General features: G+C 69.8%; 14 protein-coding genes. 9 read left to right on the top strand and 5 right to left on the bottom strand.

The genetic code is table 11. From position 1 onward, the window contains the following. The first annotated feature begins 29 nt into the window (after nucleotides 1-29). The 8 genes from ABQJ54_RS11895 to ABQJ54_RS11860 all read left to right on the top strand — a co-directional run bounded on the left by ABQJ54_RS11895 (nucleotide 30) and on the right by ABQJ54_RS11860 (nucleotide 15,423). Nucleotides 30-2,165 carry a RelA/SpoT family protein gene (locus tag ABQJ54_RS11895; RefSeq protein ID WP_367854526.1) on the top strand — a complete coding sequence of 712 codons (2,136 nt, stop codon included), beginning with the start codon at nucleotides 30-32 and terminating at the stop codon, nucleotides 2,163-2,165. A 141-nt stretch (nucleotides 2,166-2,306) separates the two neighbouring features. After that, the gene (locus ABQJ54_RS11890) at nucleotides 2,307-4,013 is read left to right on the top strand and encodes a hypothetical protein (protein WP_367854525.1); all 1,707 of its coding nucleotides are present in this window, start codon (nucleotides 2,307-2,309) and stop codon (nucleotides 4,011-4,013) included. 7 nt (nucleotides 4,014-4,020) lie between these two features. Next, nucleotides 4,021-4,872 carry an NAD-dependent epimerase/dehydratase family protein gene (locus tag ABQJ54_RS11885; protein ID WP_367854524.1) on the top strand — a complete coding sequence of 284 codons (852 nt, stop codon included), beginning with the start codon at nucleotides 4,021-4,023 and terminating at the stop codon, nucleotides 4,870-4,872. Nucleotides 4,873-5,114: 242 nt separating this feature from the next. After that, entirely contained in the window at nucleotides 5,115-6,893 is a 1,779-nt protein-coding gene (locus ABQJ54_RS11880) for an autotransporter assembly complex protein TamA (protein WP_367854523.1), read from the top strand. 190 nt (nucleotides 6,894-7,083) lie between these two features. Further along, nucleotides 7,084-10,827, top strand: a complete 3,744-nt coding sequence (locus tag ABQJ54_RS11875; RefSeq protein WP_367854522.1) for a translocation/assembly module TamB domain-containing protein — start codon at nucleotides 7,084-7,086, stop codon at nucleotides 10,825-10,827. Nucleotides 10,828-11,009: 182 nt separating this feature from the next. Further along, nucleotides 11,010-12,695: a DUF3300 domain-containing protein gene (locus ABQJ54_RS11870; RefSeq protein ID WP_367854521.1), complete on the top strand. Its 1,686-nt coding sequence runs from the start codon at nucleotides 11,010-11,012 to the stop codon at nucleotides 12,693-12,695. Between the two features lie 129 nt (nucleotides 12,696-12,824). Further along, nucleotides 12,825-14,891 carry a M13 family metallopeptidase gene (locus tag ABQJ54_RS11865; protein WP_367854520.1) on the top strand — a complete coding sequence of 689 codons (2,067 nt, stop codon included), beginning with the start codon at nucleotides 12,825-12,827 and terminating at the stop codon, nucleotides 14,889-14,891. 154 nt (nucleotides 14,892-15,045) lie between these two features. Continuing rightward, on the top strand, nucleotides 15,046-15,423 hold the full coding sequence (locus ABQJ54_RS11860; protein ID WP_367854519.1) for a YciI family protein: 378 nt from the start codon (nucleotides 15,046-15,048) through the stop codon (nucleotides 15,421-15,423). A 48-nt stretch (nucleotides 15,424-15,471) separates the two neighbouring features. On the opposite strand, the gene murD is transcribed toward ABQJ54_RS11860, so the two are convergent. The 4 genes from murD to ABQJ54_RS11840 form a co-directional block, all read right to left on the bottom strand. Further along, on the bottom strand, nucleotides 15,472-16,830 hold the full coding sequence (gene murD, locus ABQJ54_RS11855; RefSeq protein WP_367854518.1) for a UDP-N-acetylmuramoyl-L-alanine--D-glutamate ligase: 1,359 nt from the start codon (nucleotides 16,828-16,830) through the stop codon (nucleotides 15,472-15,474). A gap of 135 nt (nucleotides 16,831-16,965) precedes the next feature. Then, a complete protein-coding gene (gene murL, locus ABQJ54_RS11850) occupies nucleotides 16,966-18,381 on the bottom strand; it encodes a UDP-N-acetyl-alpha-D-muramoyl-L-alanyl-L-glutamate epimerase (RefSeq protein WP_367854517.1) in 1,416 nt (471 codons plus the stop codon). Nucleotides 18,382-18,396: 15 nt separating this feature from the next. Continuing rightward, nucleotides 18,397-18,783, bottom strand: coding sequence for an endonuclease domain-containing protein (locus tag ABQJ54_RS11845; RefSeq protein ID WP_367854516.1), 387 nt, complete (start codon nucleotides 18,781-18,783; stop codon nucleotides 18,397-18,399). Nucleotides 18,784-18,874: 91 nt separating this feature from the next. Then, nucleotides 18,875-21,487 carry a bifunctional aspartate kinase/diaminopimelate decarboxylase gene (locus ABQJ54_RS11840; RefSeq protein ID WP_367854515.1) on the bottom strand — a complete coding sequence of 871 codons (2,613 nt, stop codon included), beginning with the start codon at nucleotides 21,485-21,487 and terminating at the stop codon, nucleotides 18,875-18,877. Between the two features lie 178 nt (nucleotides 21,488-21,665). On the opposite strand from ABQJ54_RS11840, the gene ABQJ54_RS11835 reads away from it, so the two are divergent. Next, on the top strand, nucleotides 21,666-23,081 hold the full coding sequence (locus ABQJ54_RS11835) for an FUSC family protein (RefSeq protein ID WP_367854514.1): 1,416 nt from the start codon (nucleotides 21,666-21,668) through the stop codon (nucleotides 23,079-23,081). Between the two features lie 93 nt (nucleotides 23,082-23,174). Here ABQJ54_RS11835 and ABQJ54_RS11830 read toward each other — a convergent pair whose 3' ends face one another. Then, nucleotides 23,175-24,692 (bottom strand): fumarate hydratase, encoded by a 1,518-nt coding sequence (locus ABQJ54_RS11830; protein WP_367854513.1) that lies wholly within the window; start codon nucleotides 24,690-24,692, stop codon nucleotides 23,175-23,177. Between the last annotated feature and the right edge of the window lie 33 nt (nucleotides 24,693-24,725).

The following is a 24,725-nucleotide window of genomic DNA, read 5'->3' as shown; positions in this document are numbered from 1 at the left end:
AATGGATCATCCCCGATGCGCTCCCGGCCATGACCACGCCCACGCCACCCGCTCGCCTGCAAGCCTGGCGCGACCGCGCCGGCACGCTGCCGCCCGCGCTCAACGCGGCGCTGGAGGCCTGCCTGGCGCGGCCGGTCGGCCAGGCCGAGTGCGCCGACGTGCTCGACCTGCTGGCGATGATGGGCTGCGATGCACCCACGCAGGCGGCGGCGCTATGGTTCGCCTTGTCGCGCGTGGACGCCGCCCTGTGGCAGGCCGAGGCGCCACGCCTGCCCGAGGATGTGCGCCGGCTGGTGGAAGGCCAACAGGCCGCCGAGCAGGTATGGGCCCTGCACGCGCAGCGCACGCAGGACGGCGGTTCCGAGGGTTTGCGCCGGCTGCTGCTGGCGATCATCCGCGACCTGCGCGTGGTGTTCGTGCTGCTGGCGCGCCAGCTCGCGCGCCTGCGCGCGGCGGCGGCACTGCCCGAGGCCGAACGGCAGGAACTGGCGCGGCTCACCCGCGACATCCATGCGCCACTGGCCAACCGGCTCGGTATCTGGCAATTGAAGTGGGAGCTGGAAGACCTCGCCTTCCGCCACCTGCAGCCCGACACCTACCGGCGCATCGCCAAGCTGCTCGACGAGCGCCGCGCCGACCGCGAGGCCTTCATCCGCGAATCGCTGGACGAACTGGGCCGTGCGCTCGAAGCCGCCGGCATCCGCGCCGAACTGGCCGGCCGGCCCAAGCACATCTATTCCATCTGGAAGAAGATGCAGCGCAAGGGCGTGGATTTTTCCGAGCTCTACGACATCCGCGCGGTACGCGTGCTGGTGGACACGGTGGCCGACTGCTACGCCGCGCTGGGCGTGGTGCACACGCTGTGGCCGCACCTGCCGCGCGAGTTCGACGACTACCTCGCGCGCCCCAAGGGCAATGGCTACCGCTCGCTGCACACCGCGGTGATCGGCCCGCGCGACAAGACGCTGGAAGTGCAGATCCGCACCCATGAGATGCACCGCGCCAACGAGCTCGGCGTGGCCGCGCACTGGCGCTACAAGGAAGGCGGCGGCGCCGACGCCGAGTTCGAGGCGAAGATCGCCTGGATGCGCAAGCTGCTGGACACGCGCAGCGAGGACGAGGGCACGCTGGCCGCCGACCTGCGCACCGAGCTGATGGAGGACCGCGTCTACCTGCTCACGCCGCGCGGCGAAGTGGTGGACCTGCCGCACGGCGGCACCGTGCTGGATTTCGCCTACCACGTGCACACCGAAGTCGGCCATCGCTGCCGCGGCGCCAAGGTCAACGGCCGCATCGTACCGCTCACCTTCCAGCCGCAGAGCGGCGACCGCGTGGAGATCCTCACCGCGAAGCAGGCCGAGCCCAGCCGCGACTGGCTGTCGCCGCACCACGGCTACCTCAACAGCTCGCGGGCGCGCGACAAGGTGCGCGCCTGGTTCCGCCGGCTGGCGCACGACGCCAACCTCGCGGTGGGCCGCGCGATGTTCGAGCGCGAGCTGAAGCGCCTCGCCCTGCCCGAGGTCGACCTGGCGAAGCTGCCCGCGCACTTCCACCTGAAGAACCAGGACGAGCTGCTGGTGGCGCTGGCGCTCAACGAGATCAGCGCCGGCCAGATCGCGCGCGCGCTGCAGGAGGCCGCGCAGCCGCTGGACGACGACGCCGTGCCGCTGGCACCCGCACGGCCGACACCGGCGCGCGACCCCGGCGCACTCAGCATCGAGGGCATCGGCAACCTGCTCACCACGCTGGCGCGCTGCTGCCAGCCATTGCCGGGCGACCCGGTGCGCGGCTTCATCACCCGCGGCCGCGGCGTGTCGGTGCACCGCACTGACTGCGCCAGCCTCGCGCGGCTCGCGCGGCGTGACCCGGACCGGGTGATCGAGGTGAACTGGGGCAAGGCCGGCGCCCAGGCCTATGAGGTGGACATCGAGTTGCGCGGTTACGACCGCAAGGGCCTGCAGAAGGACGTCACCGGCGTGATCAGCAACGCCGGCACGCCGATCATCGCGTCCTCTAGCCGCGCCTTCGCCAGGAGCGGCGAGGTGGAAATGCGCTTCGCCCTGCGCGTGCGCGACTTCGAGCAGCTGTCGACCTTGCTCGGCCGCCTGCTGGCGCTGCCGAACGTGGTGGAAGCACACCGAATCGGTGGCTCGCGCGCAAGCTGAACGCGCATTCCCGTGCCATGCGGCGGCGCAGCGACGCGATGTTAAGCTGCGATGGGATCTTTGCAACCAATCCTGGTTGCAAGAGTCAAACAGGCGGCCACCCACGGCCACATTTCGAGTTTCATTGAACCATCAGCCTCCATGAGCGGACGCCGCGACCAGCACGAATCCGAATCCCGCGGGCGCACCGAGCCCACGCTGGGCGATCTCGACCAGCTCGATGCGCCACCGCGCAGCGCGCCGCCACGCGACGACCCGTCCTGGGAGGACAACGAGCCGCACCGCCGCTGGCGCCGTGCTTCGACGATGCGAAACCACTCCCGTCGCCGCGGCTGGCTGGTGCCCGTGCTCGTACTCGCGCTGATCGGCGTGATCGGTGGGGCGTGGATCGAACAGAACCGCCTGCGCAACCTGGTGCCACGCACCGAACTCAACGACGTGCTGGGCCGCGCGCAGCAGGCGCTGGCGGCCGGCCATCTGGACGGCCACGACGGTACCAGTGCGCGCGAACTGTTCCAGGCCGCGGTGGCGCTGGAGCCGGACAACGACATCGCACGCAACGGCCTGCACCAGGTCGGCATGGCCGAACTGTCGCAGGCCGATGCGGCGTTGCAGGCCAGCCAGTTCGACGTGGCTGCGCAGAAGGCCGCGGTGGCGCGCGAGCTGCTCGGCGGTGGCAGCGACGTCGACCGGCTCGACCAGCAGATCACCGCGAAGCGTGCCTCGCAGGTGCAGGTCTCGGTGCTGGTGCAGCAGGCGCAGCAGGCCTTCGCCGCCAACCAGTTCGGCGGCGATCACGGTGCCGGCGCGCTGTACCGCCAGGTGCTGCAGGCCGATCCCGGCAATGCGGTGGCACGCCATGGCCTGGATCAGGTGGGCGATGCGCTGGCCGCGCAGGCACAGAAAGCGCTGGACGCCAACGACGGCAGCAGCGCCGATGCCGATATCGAGCAGCTCGCCGCGCTGCAGCCGAACAACGCCGCACTGCCGGGTCTGCGTGCCGCCCGTGCACAGGCCCAGCAACAGGGCAATGCCGCGCTGGACACCGCGCTGCAGCAGGGCGACGAGGCGCTGCGCGCCGGTCGCATCGACGGCCCCGGCGACGACACCGCGCTGGCGCACTACAAGACCGCACTCGCGCTGAGTCCGGACAATCCGCAGGCCGAAGCCGGGCTGGGCAAGGTGGCCCAGGCGCTCACCGTGCAGGCCAACGCCGCGCTGGATGCGGGCGACACCGCGCAGGCCGCCAAGCTGCTCGACGATGCAGCCACGCTGGCACCGAAATCCGCCGACCTCGCCGCCGCCCGCGCACGCCTGCAAGGCATGCAGGCACACAAGGCCGCTCCCGCCCCCGCCCCTGCAAACGACGACCAGTCGGCGCCCGCTCCGCCGCCCGCATTGACGCCGCAACAGAGCGCGCAGGTCAGTCGTCTGCTGGAACAGGCCCAGGCTGCCACGCAGCGTGGCGACATCATGCTGCCGCCCGGCAACAGTGCCTACGACCTCTACCGCAACGCGCTGGCGATCGACGGCGACAGCGCGGTCGCGCAACAGGGCCTGCAGTCGCTGCCGGGCGTGGTGGAGCAGTTGTTCAACCGCGCGCTCGCCGCCGGCGACCTCCCCCGCGCCGGCCAGATGCTGGACAACCTCGCCGACCTCGCCCCCGGCGACGCCGCGCAAGGCATCATGAGCCAGCGCCTTGCCAGTGCCTGGCTGGACCAGGCCGACCGCCAGCTCGCCCAGGGTGACCGCAGCGGCGCCGCACAATCGCTGGAACAGGCGCGCAAGCTGGCGCCGAACCACCCGCGCGTGCTCGACCTCGCCGCGCGCCTGCAATCGGGATCCTGATATTCGCATGACGGTATTGGTTTTCGGCGGTAGCAGCCAGATCGGCCACTTCCTGCTGCCGCGCCTGCTGGCCGGCGGCGCATCCGTGCTGGCCTTGAGTCGCCACGCCCGCACCTCCGAACCCGGCCTGCGCTGGCTGCAGGGCGAACTGCCCGACGCCGTACCCGGCGAACTGCCCGTACCCGCAGCCATCATCAGTTTCGGTCCGCTGGGACCGTTCGCCCAATGGCTGGCACGCGCGGACTTCGGCAGCGAGCCGCCGCGGGTGATCGCCACCAGTTCGATGAGTGCGGAAACCAAGCGTGATTCCAGCGTACCGGCCGAACGCGCCATCTCCCGGCAATTGCGTGACGGCGAGCAGGCGCTGGCCACCGCCTGCGCCCGCCACGGCGCGCCATGGACCGTGCTGCGTCCCACCCTGATCTATGGCGCTGGACTGGACAAGAGTCTCAGCCCGATCGCCCGCCGCGCGCTGCGCACGCGCCTGTTCCCGCTGCCTGCCGGCCGCGGCATGCGCCAGCCGGTGCACGCCGAGGACATCGCGCTCGCCGTACTCGCGGCGCTGGCCTGCCCCGCCAGCGCGGGGCGCATCCTTTCCATCGGCGGCGGCGAGCGACTCAGCGCCGGCGCGATGTTCGCCCGTGTTCGCCAGAGCCTGCCGCGCGGCATCCTGCCGCTGCCGCTGCCGGCATGGCTGCTGCATGCGGGACGACGCGTCGCGCCGAAGAAACTGCAGGGTCCGCTGCAACGGCTCGATGCCGACCTGGTGACGGACAACGACGAACTCGAACGCCTGCTCGGGATACGGCCGCGGCCGTTCCGGGTCGAGGCGGAGATGTGGTTTCCCGCGAAGGGATGACCCCGGCGGCACGTGCAGCCGACCCGGGATCGCCACGCAGCCGGCAAAGCGGTTTCGCGCCCCTGCCGGTCGCCGGATGACTGCTCTCCCCGGACACGCAGGAGGTGGTTCGCGCCGTGGCGGCGGCGCGGAACCGTTCCGTTGTCCGCGCAGGCGCCATCGCAGGTTCATCCGCAACCCATCCCCACTTCGGTAAGCTGTCCCGGCTGCACCAACGCCCCGCGAGGATGGATCCCTTAAGCATGCGCCGCCCCCGCCGACGCCTGGCCTTGTTCGCCCTGCTGCCGATGCTGCTGTTCGCGTCGCTGGCGCAGGCCGGCGTGCAACTGGTGGTGCGGGGGGTGGACGAGCCGCTGCAGCAGGCAGTCGCCGCCTCGGTGGGACTGTCGCAGTACGCGCATCGCGAGGTCAGCGAGGCACAGGTCCGACGCCTGTACGCCCAGGCGCCGGCACAGGCAAAGGCGGCGCTGGAGCCCTACGGCTATTACGACGCGGACGTTGCCGCGCAGCTGCAAGCGGTGGGCAAGGACTGGAAGGTGACGCTGGACGTGCGCCCGGGCGAACCGGTCAAGGTCACTGCGGTGGATGTGCAGCTCGATGCTGCCGCGCTGGCGCTGCCGTCGATCCGCCGCGCACGCAGCGCGATCGAGCGCATGCGCGGCAAGCGGCTGGACGATGCCAGCTACGACGCCGCGCGCGACGCGCTGTCGGCCACGCTCACCGCGAACGGCTTTCTCGACGCGAAGCTGGTGACGCATCGCGTGGAAGTGAATACCGCGCAGCGCAGCGCGGCGATCAAGCTGGCCTGGCAAGCGGGGCGACGCTACCGCTACGGCACGGTGCATTTCGAAGGTTCGCAGTTCAGCGAAGGCTTCCTGGATCGCTACCTGCCGTTCAAGTCCGGCGACTACTTCGACCAGGACCAGCTGCTGCAGCTGCAGCAGGCATTGAACGGCGCGGACTACTTCGCCGTGGTCAACGTGCTCCCGCAGGTCGACGAGAAGGCCGACGGCAAGGTCGACATCAAGGTGGAGCTGGCGCCGGCGAAACAGACGATCTACACCGGCGGCCCGTTCATCGGCACCGACACCGGCTTCGGCGTGCGCGGCGGCGTGGAGCGCCGCTGGGTGAACCGGCGCGGCCACAAGTGGAAGAACGAGCTGGTGCTGGCGCAGCGGCTGAAGACGCTCTCCACGCTGTACTCCGTCCCGATGCCCGGCGACAACCAGCGCAGTTTCAACTACGGCGCCAACTTCCGCGACGCCGACACCAGCACGTCGCAGTCGCGCACGCTGGAACTGGTCGCCAACGAGACGCGGCTGTGGCACGACTGGACACGCACCGTGGGCCTGCACGCGCTGTCAGGCACCTTCACCGTGGGCAAGCGCGGCGACGAGCCGGACAGCACGCCCGGCATCGAGCACGGCAGCAGCACGCTGGTGTTCGCCGAAGCCTCGCTGTCGCGCAAGCAGGCGGACAACTTCGACTTCGTGCACAACGGCTGGTCGCTGAACTTCGCGGCGCGCAGCACGGCAGGCGGCCTGCTCTCCTCGGCCAGCTTCAGCCAGCTCACCGCCGATGCGAAATGGATACACGCGTTCGGCGCGAAGCAGCGCAACCGGCTGATCCTGCGCGGCAGCGCCGGCCACACCTGGACCGACGATTTCGCCGCATTGCCGCCGCAACTGCGTTTCTTCGCCGGCGGCGACCAGTCGGTGCGCGGCTACGGCTACCAGTCCATCGGCCCCGAGAACAGCTACGGCCGCGTGCTCGGCGGCACCAGCCTGCTGGTGGCCAGCGCCGAGGTGGAGCATTACTTCACCCGCAACTGGGGCATCGCCACCTTCCTCGATGCGGGCAACGCCTTCGACGGTACCGATTACCGGCCGAAGCTCGGCACCGGCATCGGCGTGCGCTGGCGCTCGCCGGTGGGCATGATCCGGGTGGACCTGGGCACGCCGATCCACGACTCGCAACGCCACGGCGTCGTCCTGCACCTCGTCATCGGGCCAGACCTGTGAGCGGGCGCGCGATCCATGGATGGATCGCCCGCGCATCGGCCACTGCGTGGCCGATGCGGCGGAGCCGGAACCGCATCGCGGTTCCGGCGAGCCTGAAAACGGGCAGGAGCCCGTTTTCAGGCCATAAGCAAGGCTTGGCTCCGGACTTCGGGATACGGCAAACGCACCAGCAACGGAGGATCCAGGTTTCATGAAGTGGCTGAAGCGCATCGCCATCGCGTTCGCCATCGTGCTGCTGGTCGTGGCGGCCACGCTGTGGTGGCTGCTCGCCACCGGCGCGGGCCTGCGCTTCGCGCTGGCGCGCGCGCAGTCGGCCACGCACGGCGCGCTGCAATGGAAGCAGGCGCAGGGCTCGCTGATCGGCCCGCTGCAGCTCGACGGCCTGCGCTACGACGATGGCCAGGGCACCGTGGTCGACGTGGCCCGCGCGCGGCTCGACCTGCGCTTCTGGTCGCTGTTGGCCCGTCGCGTGCACGTGCGCGACCTCGATGTCGAAGGCGTGGCGGTGGCGCTGCCAAAGAGCACGGAGAACAGCACAAGCTCCGGCAGCTTCTCGCTGCAGCCGCCGGTAGACCTGCTGCTGGATCGCGTCCACGTCGGCACGGTGCGCGTGAGCCAGGCCGGCCAGCCGCTGTTCGCCTCCGACAGCCTCGACCTCGCCGGCCGCTGGACGCACGCGGGCATCGCCATCGACGCGCTGAAGCTGCGCGCACCGGATGGCCACGCCGATCTCGAAGGGCGGTTCGCGCTCGCACGCCGCCAGCGCGGCAGCGGCAAGGCCGGGTTCGCGTGGAAACTGGGCGGGACCGACTACGCGGGCCAGCTCGTCGCCAGCAGCGACGGCACGCAGGCGCAGCTGGACCTGACCTTGCAGCAACCGATGGCGGCACGCCTGCATCTCGAACTCACCCAGAGCAGCACGTACAACTGGAAGGCCACGCTTAGCGCGCCGCGCTTCGACCCCAAACCACTGCTCGGCGACAGCGCGCTGAAATCGCTGGCGGTCACCGTGCGAGGCCACGGCGACCGCCATGGCGGCGAACTCGACGGCACGCTGGACCTCGACCAGTACCGCCTGCTGCTGCAGCCGCTGCGCGCGCGCTTCAGTGACGACGGCAAGACGCTGGAGCTGCAGCAACTCACGCTCGGCTCGCCGCAGGTCAAGGGCCGGCTCGATGCCAGCGGCACGCTGCAGCTCGACGCGAAACCGCTGGGCGGCCAACTCGCCCTGCAGTGGAGCGACGTGCAACTGCCCGCCGACCTGGTCGGCCAAGCGCTGGCCAGCGCGGGCAAGCTGACCGCGCAGGGCAACGCCGACCGCTTCCACGCCGATGGCGACGTCAGCATCGGCCCGCCCGGCAAACCGGCGCATCTGGCGCTGAACCTGGACGGCACGCCGCAAGCCATCGCCCTGCATCCGCTCACGCTGCAGCAGCCGCAGGGCCAGTTGCAGGCGGAGGGCACGCTGCAACTGCAGCCGACATTGGGTTGGCAGCTCGACGTCAAGGCCAGCCGCTTCGATCCCGGCCAGTTGTTCGCGGGGTGGAACGGCGCGCTGGATTTCGCCTTCGCAAGCCAGGGTACGCTGGCGAAAACCGGCCCCGACGCCACGCTGGAACTCAGGCAACTTGCCGGGCGCCTGCGCGAACGCAGCGTGGGTGGCCACGGAAAACTGCACCTGTCGCCCGGAAAAGTGCTCGACGGCCAACTGCAGCTGGCTTCCGGCGGCAGCACGGTTCAACTCGACGCCAGGCCGGGCCGCGCCAATGACGCGAACCTGAAGCTCGCCATCGCCTCGCTGGGCGACTGGCTGCCCGATGCCGGCGGCCGTCTGGACGGCCAATTCAACATCCGCGGCCTGTTGCCGAAACTGGCCGTCAACGGCCACCTGCAGGGCGGCGCGCTGGCGTGGCAGCAGCAGCGCGTGGACACGCTGCAACTGGTCGCCGGCGTTCCCGACATCAGCCATCCCGCCGGCAAGCTGGAACTCACCGCCAACGGCGCGCATCTCGGCGGCCTGGTGTTCCAGCGCATCCACCTGCTCGCCGAGGGCAGCCAGGGCGACCACCGGCTGGAACTGGACACGCGCGGCACCCAGCTCTCCGGCGTGCTGGCGCTACACGGCGCGCTGAAGAACGGTGCATGGAACGGCACGCTGTCCACGCTGAACCTCGAACCGCAGGGCCTGCCCGGCTGGCGCCTGCAGCACCCCAGCCAGCTGGCCTGGCGCGACGGCGCCTTCAGCGTCAGCGAGCTGTGCCTCAGCGCGGGCGACCCGCTGCTGTGCGCGAGCGCGAAGCAGGACAAGGCCGGCAACCTCGACGCCAGCTACCGGCTGCGCGCGCTGCCGCTGGCACTGCTGCTCAACGCCGCCGGCGAATCCGCCCTGCCGCTGCGCGTGGACGGCAGCCTGCAGGGCGACGGCCAGCTGCGCCGCAGCGCCGCCGGCGTGCTCAGCGGCAACGCCAGCATCGGCTCCAGCCACGGCAGCATCACGTACACCGAACACGCCGAGGCGCCGCTGCTGAGCTACGACGATTTCGCGCTGGACGCCGAGCTCGGCGCGAACAGCCAGCGCTTCAGCCTGCGCGCCAGCCTCGACCACGGTGGCAGCCTGAATGGCCAGATGAGCCTGAGCGGCAAGCAGCAGATGCTGGGCGGCCAGCTCGACCTGCGCTTCAACAACCTCGCCTTCCTGGAACTGCTCGGCAACACGCTGGCCAACGTGCATGGCCAGGCCAGCGGCAACTTCCGCCTCGGCGGCACGCTGGCGCAGCCGGCTGTCAGCGGCGCGGCGACGCTGGGCAATTTCGCCGCGGAGGTTCCGGCGGCAGGATTGAAACTCGCCCAGGGCAAGCTGACGGTGCGCGCGATCGACACGCACAGCCTGCGCGTGGATGGCAGCGTGCAGTCCGGCACGGGCACGCTCGCGGTGAACGGCGTCGCCGGCCTGGGCGGCGCCATCACCACCGACATCGCGATCAAGGGCAGCCAGTTCACCGCCGCCGACATCCCTGCCGCCAAGGTCGCGATCAGTCCCGATCTGCGTCTGCAGCGCAACGCGCAAGGCCTCGATCTCGGCGGCTCGGTACTGCTGGACAGCGCCGACGTGAACCTCGACAAGCTGCCGGGCGCCGGCGCCAGCCGGGCCTCGCCCGACGTGGTGGTGGTCGACCGCAAGCAGCCCGAACCCGGCGCAGCGCTGCCGTTCATCGCCACGGTGAAGGTGGACCTGGGTCGCAAGACGCACCTCACCGGCATGGGCCTGGACGGCCGGCTCGCCGGCGTGCTCACGGTGAACGAGCGCCCGGGACGCGCCACCACCGGCCAGGGCCAGATCACGGTGAGCGGCACCTACAAGGCCTACGGCCAGAACCTCGCGATCCAGCGCGGCAAGCTGCTCTTCGCCAGCACGCCGATCGACAATCCCGGCCTGGACATCCGCGCGATCCGCAAGCTCAACCCCAACGCCACCATCGACGAAGGCCAGGAAGTGGGCCTACAGATCTCCGGCACCGCACAGCGCCCGGTGCTCACGGTGTTCTCCAATCCGCTGATGGAACAATCCGACGCGCTTTCCTACCTGATCACCGGCAAACCGCTGTCGCAGGTGAAGGGCGGCGAAGGCGACATGCTGGGCGCCGCCGCGCAGGCGCTGGGTTCGGCGGCAGGCAACCTGCTGGCCAAGAGCATCGGCTCGAAGATCGGCGTGGACGACATCGGCGTTTCCAGCAACGAGGCGCTGGGCGGCAACTCCGCGTTCACCGTGGGCAAATACCTCTCGCCGCGACTCTACCTCAGTTATGGCGTAGGTCTTTTCGAACCCGGCGAGGTGATCACCCTGCGCTATCGGCTGAACCATCGCTGGAACTTCGAGGCGCAGAGCGCCACCGAATTCAACCGCGCCAGCTTCAACTACCGCTACGAGCGCTGAACGCACACGCAAGAAAATGCGCGCCATCGTCCTTTTGGCCGAATCGCGCATGACCGAGACACCGCGTGCAACGATTGTCGCGTGATGCACATGGCGATAATCGACGCGCAACCTCCGTTCCATTGTCATCCTCGATGACACACCACTTCCGTTCCATCGTCATCCTCAATGGAGTGCCTCCGATGATCGACCGAACCCCTGCCCGGAACGCCGCGTGCGCGTTGCTCTGCGCCGGTGCCGTGATGCTGGCCGGCTGCAGCCAGTCACCCAATCCGCAGGCCGCGAACCCGGCCGCCGCCGGCACGGCGCCTGCGGCCGCCGGCAGCACCGCGCAACAGTCGGCGCCCTACACCCCGCCCACGGCGGACCAGCTCTACCAGATGGTGGCGCCGATCGCGCTGTTCCCCGACAAGCTGGTGGCGCAGGTGCTCGCCGGTTCGACCTATCCCGACCAGATCACCGCCGCCGACAACATGCTGCAGCAGCAACCGGGCCTGAAAGGCGCGCAACTGGCCAGTGCAGTCGATCCGCAGCCGTGGGATCCCAGCGTCAAGGGCCTGACCCAGTTCCCTTCCGTGCTGGACCAGATGGCGCAGAACATCCAGTGGACCACCGCGCTCGGCGAGACCTACGTCAACGATCCTTCCGACGTGATGAACGCGATCCAGGTGATGCGCGAACGTGCCGCGAGCAAGGGCAGCCTACGCAGCTCGTCGCAGATGCAGGTGGTCAGCCAGGCCGCGGCGGCTCCGTCCGACGAGGAGAGCGTGGCGGACGAGAATGCCCCGCCGGAATATGCCGGCCCCGCCGTGGTCCCGGCGCCGGGGCAGACCATCGAGATCCTGCCGGCGCAGTCCGACACGGTCTACGTGCCGCAATACGATCCGGAGACCGTCTACGGTGAACCGGTGGAGCCCTACCCCGGCTACACCTATGTGCAGCCTTCCGGCTACAGCACCGGCCAGATCGTGGCGACCGGCGCCATCGCCTTCGGCGTGGGCATCGTGGTGGGCGCACTGTTCGAACACCATCACGATGGTGGCCCTGGTCCAGGCCCGAACCCCGGTTGGGGCTGGAACAGCTGGGGCATGAACTGGGGCGGCCGTGGCGGCAGACCGGGCGGCCCGGGCGGTGGCGGCTGGCGACGCCCGGCGGTGGTGCACAACAACACCGTCTACGTTTCGCGTTCCAACACGGTCGTCAACCGCTACACCACCCACAACATCAACAACAGCCGCACGGTCAACTACCTCAACAGCAACAACCGCACGACCACCGGCAACCCGGGCAATCGCGGCTACAGCAACGTCGGCAACCGGCGTGCGGTCAACGGGCGCGCCGCCGGCGCGCCGGCGGCCATGCCGGGACAGGTCGCATCGAAGCCGGCCGCGCAGCCCATGACCATGCCGCATTTCGGTACGCCGGTGCGCGGCGCCGAACCCGCACGCTTCGCACACGGCAGCGCCCCCGCTCAACCGGGGCGGCCGCAGTCGCCGCGCAGCCAGCAGCGTACGGAAAGCCCGAATCCGCCAATGGCCCGTCGCGCACCGCCCGCCCCGGCGGCGCGTGCCCCGCAGGCTGCTCCTCCGGTGCAACGCGCCGTCGCGCACGAAGCGCCCCATGGGGTCGCCCGTCCCCAGCCACACCCCGCGCCCGTGCGCGAAGCACCGCCGCGCCCGGCACCCGTCCACGCCGCCGCCGCACCACGCCCGGTGGAGCACGCCCCGCTGCGCCCTGCCCCGCACCCGGCAGCAGCCCGACCCGAGCCGGCATCGCATGCCAATGCGCACCCGGCGCCGCCCGCGCATCGCGGGAACGGCAAGGCCCAGAGCGAGGACAAGAAGCGCAAAGCCACACAGCAGCACTGAGGTTCTTGCGGCCCGCCATGGCCATGACCATCGCGATGGCGGGCCGCAAGAACCAGCTGTCCCGAGACACCTGCAATGTCGCCCGCCAGGCGCTATCGTGCACGCCTCCCAGACAACGAGGTGGCACCCATGCAACGCACTCGATGGATCCTGGCCGCGGCAATCACCGCCGGACTCTGCGGCTCCCCCGCCTGGTCGGCAACGCCCGCCGCGCACGCCACCGATATCGGCATCGACCTCGCCGGCATCGACCACGCGGTGCAGCCGGGCGACAACTTCTTCGACTACGCCAACGGCAGCTGGCTGAAGACCGCGCAGATCCCGGCCGACCGCTCCAGCACCGGCACCTTCCTGAAGATCTTCGAGCTCACCGAACAGCACACTGCCGACCTGATCAGGAATGCCGGCGCCAGCCATCCCGCCGCCGGCAGCAATGCACGCAAGATCGCCGACTACTACGCGGCATACATGGACGAGGCCGCGATCGCGAAGCACGGCCTCGCACCGCTGAAACCCGAGCTCTCCGCCATCGATGCGATCGCCTCGAAGGACGATCTCGCCCGCGTGCTGGGCAGCCGCCTGCGCGCCGACGTCGACCCGATCAACGCCACCAACTTCAACACCCAGAACCTGTTCGGCCTGTTCGTGACGCAGGGACTGGAAGATCCCTCGCACACCATCGCCTACCTGCTGCAGGGCGGCCTGGCCTTGCCAAGCCGCGAGTACTACCTCTCGAACGACCCGCACATGGCGGCGTTCCGCACCAAGTACCACGCCTACGTGGTGGCGCTGCTGAAGCAAGCCGGCATCGCCGACGCCACGACGAAGGCAGACACCGTGATCGCGCTGGAGACCAGGATCGCCAAGGCCCAGGAAAGCCTGGTCGACAGCCAGGACGTGCACAAGGCGAACAACCTGTGGACGATGGCCGACTTCGCGCAGAAGGCACCGGGCCTCGACTGGACCGCCTACTTCAAGGCCGCGGGACTGGACGGCCAGAAGCAGATCGACGTGTGGCAGCCCTCCGCCACCACCGGCCTTGCCGCGCTGGTGGCCAGCGAACCGCTGGCCGCATGGAAGGACCTGCTCACCTTCCACACGCTCAACGCAGCCGCACCGCTGCTGCCGAAGGCTTACGCCGACCTCAGCTTCGACTTCTACGGCCACACCCTGCAGGGCACGCCCGAACAGCAGCCGCGCTGGAAGCGCGCGGTGGGCGCCACCAACGTCGACCTCGGCGATGCGGTGGGCCAGCTCTACGTCAAGAAGTACTTCCCTGCCTCGTCCAAGGCCGAGGTGCAGCAACTGGTGAAAAACCTGATCGCCGCCTTCGACGAGCGCCTCGATACGCTGAGCTGGATGACCCCGGCCACCCGCGCCAAGGCCAAGGAGAAGCTGGTCACGCTGAAGGTCGGCGTGGGCTATCCCGAGAAATGGCGCGACTATTCGACGCTCGAGGTCAGCGCAGACGATCCGCTGGGCAATCACCTGCGCGCGGTGAAGCACGAGTACGAGCACCAGCTCGCCAAGCTCGGCCAGCCGGTGGACCGCGGCGAGTGGTGGATGACTCCGCAGCTGGTGAACGCGGTGAACCTGCCGCTGCAGAACGCGCTGAACTTCCCCGCCGCGATCCTGCAGGCGCCGTTCTTCGACCCGAAGGCCGACGCCGCCGCGAACTACGGCGCGATCGGCGCCATCATCGGCCACGAGATCAGCCACAGCTTCGACAACACCGGCGCCGACTTCGACGCGCAGGGCAAGCTGGAGAACTGGTGGACGCCGGCCGATGAGGCCCACTTCAAGAGCGCCACCCAGCAGCTGGCCAAGCAATTCGACCAGTACGAGGCGCTGCCCGGCCTGCACGTCGACGGCACGCAGACCCTGGGCGAGGACATCGCCGACGTCTCCGGCCTCACCATTGCGTATCTCGCCTACCACAAGTCGCTGCACGGCAAGCCCGCGCCGGTGATCGACGGCCTCAGCGGCGACCAGCGCTTCTTCCTTGCGTTCGGCCAGGCCTGGCGCTCGAAGATGCGTGACGCCGCGCTGCGCCAGCGCATCGCCACCGACGTGCACGCGCCCGCGCAGTTCCGCGCGCTGACCGTGCGCAACCTCGACGCGTGGTACCCGGCGTTCGACGTCAAGCCCGGCCAGAAGCTGTACCTCGCGCCGGACCAGCGGGTGAAGATCTGGTAGGGACCGCTGGCCACCGGGCCAGGGAGAAAGGGCGCGCTTCACCGGAAGCGCGCCCTTTGCACGCATGCAAAGGATGGTGCGCAGGTCGATCCGGCATGTCGATTCGGCCCCGTTACGTTCGTCGCATCACGGCACAAGCGAAAAGGAGCGGACCATGCAGTTCATGATGTTCGTGGTGGCGGACCCGGCCGCCGAGCCCTATGTCCCGGAGGAGGACAACATCGCCGGATGGGTGGCCGACGTGACAGCCAGCGGCGCACGGATCACGGGCGACCGGCTGCGGCCACCGACCCACGCAACGACCGTGCGCGTGCGGGGCGGCAAGGTGCTGACCAGCGACGGCCCGTTCGCCGAATCGAAGGAATGGATCGCCGGTTTCGACCTGCTCGACTGCGCAAGCCTCGACGAGGCGATTGCCATCGCCTCCCGCCACCCGATGGCCCGCTTCGGCAGCATCGAGTTGCGACCGTTCTGGCCGATCGACGTGAGCGAGGATCCGCGCCCGCGCGCGACCCGTGAAGCGGGCGGATAAGCCCTGCCTGATGACGTGACAGGACCGGAGGCTGCCGCCCCCGTTTCGTCACGCGATGCCCAGGCCCTCGATGCCCGCGATGGCGGCGCCGTCGAAGCCGGCCAGCTCGGCGAAGCGGCGGCCGCGTTCGGCGTAATCGTGGAACTGGTCGAAGCTGGGCGCACCTGGCGACAGCAGTATCACGCCGCCCGCGGGCGTCACCGTGCGCGCCATCGTCACCGCATCGGCGAAATCCTCGGCTTCGCCCAGCGGCAGTCCGGTCTTCGCCTGCCGCAGCGCCAATGCGATGCGCGGGCCGTTGGCGCCTTGCGCCACGACGCGCAGGGCACCGCGATCCTTCGTGGCCCGTACGAAATCCGACCAATCCAGGCCGCGGTCGTGGCCACCCACGATCACCGTGACTTCGCGCCCGGCGAGGCTGTCCAACGCAGCCAGCGTGGCCTGCGGCGTGGTGCTGATCGAGTCGTTGATCCAGTCGACGCCATCGTGCGTACCCAGCGGTTGCAGGCGATGTGGCAGCGGCTTGAACGTGGCCAGCGCGGGTGCCGCGGCGAGCGCGTCCATGCCCAGGTCGGCGAGCGCGGCGAGCGCGGCGCACGCGTTGAGCGCGTTGTGCTCGCCCGGCGCCGCCACCCGCGCGAGCGGGAACACGGCCTGCGTGCCGCGACGGATATGGTCGCCGGCCACGTGCCAGCCCGCGTCGTGGCCGAAGCGCAACAGGCGTGGATGCTGCCGCACCCGTTCCAGCAGTGCCGGTTGCGTGGCGTTGACCAGCAGCGAGCGCGCCACGTCGGCCAGCTTCAGCTTGTCGGCCACATAGCGCTCGCGCGAACCGTGCCAGTCGAGGTGCTCCTCGTACAGGCTGGTGACCACGCCCAGTTCCAGCGGGCCGGCCTCGCCGGTCTGGAAGCTGGAGAGTTCCACCGCCCACAGGTCGGCGGACCGGCCTTGCAGTTCCAGCAGCGGCAAGCCGATGTTGCCGGCCAGCGCGGTGCGCACACCCAGGGCGCGCGCCAGGTGTGCGACGAAGGCGGTGGTGGTGCTCTTGCCCTTGGTGCCGGTGACGGCAACCACGCGTGCGTCCGGGTTGTCCGCGAACCACAGCGCGGTACCCGAGGTGAACACCGTGCCCTGCGCCTGCGCGGTGGTGACCGCGGGCTTGTAGATGGAGATGCCCGGCGACTTCACCACCACGTCATAGGCGCACAGCGCCACCGAACCCGGCTCCTGGCCGTAGACGGTGAGCGCGGCGTCGAACGCGCGCGCCGCGTCGGCTTCGCCTTCGCTGCAATACAGCGCCAGCGGCAGTTGCGGCAGTTGCGCACGGATGGCGCGGATCGCGGCGCGGCCTTCGCGCCCGAAGCCCCACACCGCGACGCGCTTGCCCGCCAGCTCAGCGATGCGCATGACAGCTCGATGCTCGTAGGAGCGGCTTCAGCCGCGACCGTGCCGGCCGGGGGAAGTCGCGGCTGAAGCCGCTCCTACAGCCGCTCCTACAGCCGCTCCTGCAGCCGTTCCCGTTCGGGGCCACGCAGACCACGCTCATGCGCCGATGGCCTTGAGCGCCGCCTGCAGACGCGCCGGCACGCGGTGCTCGGCGGAGGGTTCCAGCCATGGCTCCAGCGCGAGTTGCGACACGTCGAGCTGCGGCAGGATCTCGTCGCGGAAGCGCGCTACCAGCGCGTCCTCCTGCCATTCGGGTCGCCGGCTCAGCGCATACATGGCCGCGCGCGCCTCGGCACCCTCGCCCACGCATTCGAACGGCTTGTGGTCCTGGTATTCCAGCAGCGCGTCGAAGCCCGCGGCCTGCGTCTCGTCGTCCAGCAGGTTGCGGCCGAAGATCGCCAGCAGGCGTGGCTTGGGCAGGAACGGCGCCAGCGCGAGGAACACGAAGTGGCACTTCGGGCACTGCCCGCACCAGCGGTCGGCGGGCTTGGGGCCGAGGATCCTGAAGTTGCGGTTGCAACTGGAAAACGCGTCGAAATACGGCGTGAGCTTCGCGAACGCGCGGGTGATCGCCAGCTCCGGGTACGGGCGCAGCAGCGAGCAGTAGTCGAGGTCGGCGGCCACGTGCGTGTGCAGCCAGTCGCCGAGCAGCTGCTCGAAGGCGTAGCCCTTGCTCCACTGGTGGTTCACCTGCTGGCCTTCGTACTCCAGCGTGGCGGCCGAGGCGGAACGTTCGTTGGCGAAGGCGATCGAGTCGTGGCCATAGAGGATCGCGGCCACGGCGAGGATCGCCGAGTTCACCGCGGTCACCGGGATGTGGCCGTTCCACGCGCCGCGCTGGTTGAGCTCGAACAGCGCCGGCGCCAGCTCGCGCTGGATGTTCAGCGTGGGCAGGCCGGTGCGCCCGGCGCAGGCGGCGATCAGGGCTGAGTTGCCGACCCAGACGGCGGTGGCGTCGCCGCCGATGGACTTGATCGCTTCCACGGCGACGAGGGAATCCTTGCCGCCGCCGATGGGGACGAGAGTGCGCTTGGGCAGGCCGAGCGATGGAGCTTGTCGCGAGGCCGGCCCCTCCCCCCGACCCTCTCCCCGGAGGGGAGAGGGAGAAAGTCGCGGGCTTACTGATTTTGTTTCCGCGCCAAGGCGCGGAAACGTGATACGACCACGCAGGTCGAGGCCGTTGCGGTAGGCGAACTCGGCCAGGCCGTGCAGATACAGCGCGTCGAGCAGGTCGGCGGTGGCGGCGTCGAGCGGGCCGTCGGCGACCTCGATCTTCGGCGGCACACCGGCCTTGTAGTAGCTCACGCCGGCGATCAGGTGCAGCAGCTTCAGCGCGGCGTCGAACGCCGCCTGCCGCTCGTGTGGCAGCGCCGGCGCATGCGGGAAGCGGATGCGCTCCACCATCGGCTCGCCGTCGTCGAAGGCATAGGCCAGCTCGGCCACGCCGTCGGCGTAGCGTGCGTGCAGGAAGCGGAACACCTGGGTCAGGCGGGGTTGGATGGTAGTCGTCACTCTCTCGATACTCCGCTAGCCCTGCTCCCTCTCCCCTCCGGGGAGAGGGTTGGGGTGAGGGGCCGGGCTTGCCAAGGCTTCCAGAATCACCTCCAGCACGCCCTCGATATTCGTCAGTACGTCATTGTCCCAGAAACGCAGCACGCGGTATCCCATGGATTCCAGCTTGCGCGTGCGTGCTTCGTCGTATGCCACCTGCTCGCCATGCTGTGCGCCGTCGAGCTCCACGATCAGGGCTGCGTCCCGACAGAGGAAGTCGGCGATGTAGCGGTCGATCTCGTGCTGGCGGCGGAATTTCCAGCCTTGCAGGTGGCGATTGCGCAGGTGGTACCAAAGTTTTTGTTCGGCGTCGGTTTGGTCAACCCTCAAGCGCCGTGCTCTATTCACGTTCATGCGTTTCATCCTTGAAACCTCGCTTTGTTGGTTAATCCATCGCGAGCACCCGCCCCTCACCCCAACCCTCTCCCCAACGGGGAGAGGGAGAAAAGCGGCATCAGGCGTCGATCACGACTTCCTCGGTTTCACCGCGCAGGTTGTACGGCGAGGACATGACCTTGCCGTAGGCGCCGGCCTGGGCGATCAGGATCACGTCGCCTTCCCGCGGCTCCGGCAGGCGGCGGTCGCTGCCCAGCACGTCGCCGCTCTCGCAGATCGGGCCGACCACCTGGAACAGGCCGGTGGCCGGTTCGTCGAGGCGGCTGAGGTTGGCGATCTCGTGCCAGGCGTCGTACAGCGCGGGGCGGATCAGGCTGTTCATGCCGGTGTCCACGCCGAGGTAGCGCCAGCTGCCCTTGCCCTTGGTCTGGGTGACGCGTGCCAGCAGCACGCCGGCATCGGCGACGAGATAGCGGCCCGGCTCCATCCACAGCTGGTAGTGCGGATAGGCGGCCTTGACCTGGCGCAGCACCGCGTCCAGCGCGGCGATGTCCAGCTTCGTCTCGCCCGGATGCGAGGGCACGCCCAGGCCGCCGCCAATATTGAGGAAGGCGATGCTGCCGATACGCTCGGCGAGGCTGGCGAGCTGGCTGAACACTTCGCCCCAATGCTTCGCATCGAGCACGCCCGAACCCAGGTGCGCGTGCAGGCCGCGCACGGTCACGCCATGCGCGTCGGCATGCCGCAGGAAGGCGTCGAGCTGTTCCAGCGGCAGGCCGAACTTGCTGCCGCTGCCGCCGGTGCGCACCTTCTCGTGGTGGCCGAGGCCGCGGCCGAGATCCACGCGCAGCGCGATCTCGCGGCCACGGAACAGCTCGCCCCAGTGCTCGATCGGATGCAGCGCATCCAGCGTGATGGTGGCGCGGGTGGCAAGGCCGCGTGCGAAGTCCCCGCGCGAGGCGAAGTTCGGCGTGAACAGCAGCGGTGCGCTTTCCGGCACCGCCGCCGACACCGCTTCCAGCTCGCCCGGCGATACGCATTCGAAGGCGAAGCCTTCCGCGGCCAGCGCACGCAGGATCGCCGGGTGCGTGTTCGCCTTCACCGCGTAGTGCAGCCGGTCCACCGCCGCCAGCGACTTCAGCTCGCGCGCCTGGGCACGCACGGTGGGCAGGTGGTAGACGTAGCGCGGCGTGGCCCCGGCGGCGATGTCGAGCAGCCGTTGCCGCTCGCCGTCGCGCCACCACGAGGGCTGCGCCAGCGCCTCGCCGCTGCCGTATAGCGCCTGCCAGCTGGGGCCGAACAGCACGCTATCGTCGGTGCGCAACGCGCCGGCGGCGATCAGCAGCTCGTGCAGGTGCGGCAGCAGGTCGTCTACCACGTCCTCGTCCACCACGAAGGTGAGGTTGAGGTTGTTGGACGACTGCGAGATCAGGTGCACGCGCAGCTGGTCGAACTCGGCCAGCACGCTGGACAGCGTGTGCAGCATCGAGCGCATGCCGCGGCCGACCAGGGTGATCGCGGCGCAGGGCGCGATCACCTTGACCCGGCACACCTTGGCGAGGTCACCGGCCAGCGCGGCGATCGCGTCGGAGTCCAGCAGGTTCTCGGTGGGGTCCAGCGACACGGTGACATTGGTCTCGGCCGAGCCGATCAGGTCCACCGACAGGCCGTGCTGCTTGAATTGCGCGAACACGTCGGCGAGGAAGCCGACCTGCTGCCACATGCCCACCGACTCCATCGACACCAGGGTGATGCCCTTGCGTGCGCTGATCGCCTTCACCGACGGCGCGTGGTCGCGCACCTCGGGGCCGATCACCGTACCTTCCAGCTCGGGACGGTTGGTGTCCTTCACCAGCAGCGGCACACGCGGCTCGCGCAGCGGCGACAGGCAGCGCGGGTGCAGCACCTTGGCGCCGGTGGAGGCGATTTCCTGCGCCTCCTCGTAGTCCAGCTTCTGCAGCAGGCGCGCGCCCGGCACCTGGCGCGGGTTGGCGGTGAACATGCCGGCCACGTCGGTCCAGATCTCCACCCGCGCCGCCTTCAGCAGCGCGCCGAAGTAGGACGCCGAGGTGTCCGAGCCACCGCGGCCCAGCAGCACGGTGCGGCCTTCGCTCTCGCGCGCGATGAAGCCCTGGGTGATGAACACCTCGCCCTGCGCGGCGAGGCGTGCGTTGAGCGCGGGATCGGGCCGCGCCTCGACCATCGCCGACAGCAGGCGGGTGCGTTCGTTCTGGTTCGGCAGCGCGGCCGCGGCGAGGCAGTCGCGCGCATCCAGCCAGCGCGTGGGCAGGCCGCTCTCGCTGAGGAAGGCCGCGCCCAGCGCGCTGGACATCAGTTCGCCGTGCGCCTGCACCAGTGCCGACCAGGCCAGCTCGCCCAGCCGCGCCGGGCCTTCCGCGGCCAGCGCGGCCAGCTCGTCCAGGCGCGCGCCCAGCGTGGCCGGCAGCGGCAGCTGCATATGCGCGAGCAGGTCGTAGTGGCGTTGCGCGATCGCGCCGGCCGCCGCCTTGCGTTTGCCCTGGTCGCCCTCGCCGCACAGCTGTTTCAGCGCGTCGGTGATGCCGGTGAGCGCGGAGACGACCACCAGCACGCGCGCGCCTTCGGCGCGGCGGCTGGCGACCAGCTCGCGGATGTTCTGCCAGCGCGGCAGGGTGGCGACACTGGTGCCGCCGAACTTCATCACGATCCAGGGGGCGTCCGCAGGCAGCGGCGCGGGGGCGTTCGGATTCACGGTGCTCTTGCGTGGTTGGTGGGGAAGCGATCCCGCCAGTGTTGCGCCGCGTCAAAGCGATTGCAAGATCTTTTGCACGCGATTCCGTTTGGACGTCCAGACGTCCACTTTCCGATTCGACCGGCAGCTTGCCGCCGCGCTGCTAGACTGCGCGCTGCCGACCAGGAACCGCCAGCGCATGACTGCCGCGCCATCCGCCCTGCCCACCGTGCTGCGGGCACTGCCCGAGGCGGTCGTGTCGATGGCGGCCGCCCTGCTCACCTTGGCCTGCGCCCAATGGCTCGCGCCCGGCCCCGGCAGCGCGGTAATGGCGGTGGTGCTGAGCCTGTCGCTGGCGCGCAGCCGGCTCGACCGCGGCCACCGCGGCCGGCTGGAAGCGGCCATCGCCCTGCCCGTGGTGGGAGTGGCCGCGACCGGCGTCGGCTGGTTGCTGTTGCACGCGCCGTGGATCGGCGCCGCGGCGTTCACCGTGGGCGTGGCGGCATCGGTGTGGCTGCGCCAGTTCGGCGAGCTGGCGCGACGCGCCAGCCGATTGATTGCCCTGCCCTTCGTGACCGTGCTCACCGTGCCGCACTTGTCCGGCACGCAGCACGGGCGGTTGCCTGCCGCCCTGGTGCCGATACTGGTGGCGCTGCTGGCGCTGGCCTGGGTGTCGCTGCTCGACATGCTGGGCCGGCGCATGGGCTGGCTGGCCGATGAGCGCACGCGCCATGCCGCTGCGCCGGCGCGCGCCCCATCCACCCACGCACGGCTTTCCGCCACCACGCGCATGGCCTTGCAGATGGCGGCGGCGCTGGCGCTCGCCTTCGCCGTGGGCCACCTCGGTTTCGGCCAACACTGGCCGTGGGTGGTGCTGACCGCCTTCATCGTGCACAGCGGCAACCGTGGCCGCCTGGAGGTGGCGTACAAGAGCCTGCTGCGCCTGGCCGGTGCGGCGGGCGGCTGCGTCGCCGCGGCCCTGCTCGCCGCGCCGGCCGGTGCGCACGGCAGCGCGGCGTTGATCCTGCTCGCGCTGTTCCTTGGCACCTGGCTGCGCCAGCTCAACTACGCTTGGTGGGCGCTGTTCGTCACCGTGGCGCTGGCGCTGTTGCAGAACTACGCCGGGCTGCCCGCGGCATCGGCGATGACGCTGCGCCTGGCGGCCATCGCGGCCGGCGCGGCCATCGGCGTGGCCACCGCGTGGCTGGTGCTGCCGGTGCGTTCCAGCGACGTGTTGCGCCGGCGCCTGGCCAACGCGTTGGCCGCGCTGGGCGAGGCGCTGGATCCGGGCGCTGAACAACGCAGCACGATGAGCTTCGTGCATGCACTCGACGATGTGGAATCGCTGGCACCGGCGTTCCGTGCGGCGCGCGTGCTCGGGCTGCGTCAGCCGGCGGACTGGATCGATGCGCTGTCCGCTTGCCGTGCGCCTGCGCTGGCCTTGATCGGGCAAGGCGCCACGCCGGGGAATGTGCGGCGTGCAGTGGGCGCGGCCAGGCAGGCGTTGAAGGAGCCGGATCGGTTGCTCGATGCGTTGAAGACACTGCGCGATGCACTCCCTCTCCCCGCCGGGGAGAGGGTTGGGGTGAGGGGCCGGTCTGGCGAAAGAGCCTGACGAAAGCATTGCGTGGCTTCGATGGGATGCTCTCGCGAGCACCCGCCCCTCATCCCAGCCTTCTCCCCAGAGGGGAGAAGGAGAAGTGTGGTCTTACGCGACAACCACGGGAATCTTGCCAATGCGCGTCTGCCACTCCTTCGGACCCGTCTGGTGCACCGAGGTGCCGGCGGAATCCACGGCAACCGTCACCGGCATGTCCTGCACCTCGAACTCGTAGATCGCTTCCATGCCGAGATCGGCGAAGCCCACGACGCGCGAGGCCTTGATCGCCTTGGACACGAGGTAGGCCGCACCACCCACCGCCATCAGGTACACCGACCGGTGCTTCTTGATCGCCTCGATCGCGGCCGGGCCGCGCTCCGCCTTGCCGACCATGCCGAGCAGGCCGGTCTGCGCCAGCACCTGCTCGGTGAACTTGTCCATGCGGGTGGCGGTGGTGGGACCGGCGGGGCCGACCACTTCGTCGCGCACCGGGTCGACCGGGCCCACGTAGTAGATGAAGCGCCCATTGAAGTCGACCGGCAGTTGCTCGCCCCTGTTGAGCATCTCCACCATGCGCTTGTGCGCGGCGTCGCGGCCGGTAAGCAGCTTGCCGTTGAGCAGCAGCACCTCGCCCGGCTTGAAGCTGGCGACTTCTTCCTTGGTGATGGTGTCGAGGTTCACCCGGCGCGCGTTCTGCGGGTTGTAGGTGAGCTTGGGCCAGTCTTCCAGCGAGGGCGGGTCCAGCGTCGCCGGGCCCGAGCCGTCCAGGGTGAAGTGCGCGTGGCGGGTGGCGGCGCAGTTCGGGATCATCGCCACCGGCAGGTTGGCCGCGTGGGTGGGGTAATCCTTGATCTTCACGTCGAGCACGGTGGTGAGGCCGCCCAGGCCCTGCGCCCCGATGCCCAGCGCGTTGACCTTCTCGTACAGCTCGATGCGCAGTTCCTCGACGCGGTTGCGCGGCCCGCGCGCGATCAGCTCCTGGATGTCGATGTGCTCCATCAGCGATTCCTTCGCCAGCAGCATCGCCTTCTCCGCGGTGCCGCCGATGCCGATGCCGAGCATGCCGGGCGGGCACCAGCCGGCGCCCATGGTCGGCACGGTCTTAAGCACCCAGTCCACGATGGAGTCGGAGGGATTCAGCATCACAAACTTCGACTTCGCCTCCGAGCCGCCGCCCTTGGCGGCCACGATCACCTCGACGGTGTCGCCCGGCACCACCGACACGTTCACCACCGCCGGCGTGTTGTCCTTCGTATTGAGGCGGCGGCCGGCCGGATCGGCCAGCACGCTGGCGCGCAGCTTGTTGTCCGGATGGTTGTAGGCGCGGCGCACGCCCTCGTTGACCATGTCCTCCACGCCCATGCTGGCGTCGTCCCAGCGCACGCCCATGCCGATCTTCAGGAACACGGTGACGATGCCGGTGTCCTGGCACAGCGGGCGATGGCCTTCCGCGGCCATGCGCGAGTTGATCAGGATCTGCGCCATCGCGTCCTTCGCGGCCGGCGATTCCTCGCGCTCCCAGGCGGCGGCGAGGCTCCTGATGTAGTCCACCGGGTGGTAGTAGCTGATGTACTGCAGGGCGTCGGCGACGGACTGGATCAGGTCGGCTTGCTTGATGGCGGTCATGGCGATGGCTTGGGTGTGGAAGAGGGGCGCCGC

This window comes from Rhodanobacter lycopersici (genome assembly GCF_040812335.1).
Lineage (GTDB): Bacteria > Pseudomonadota > Gammaproteobacteria > Xanthomonadales > Rhodanobacteraceae > Rhodanobacter_A > Rhodanobacter_A lycopersici.
This window is presented reverse-complemented; position numbering and strand designations above follow the sequence as displayed.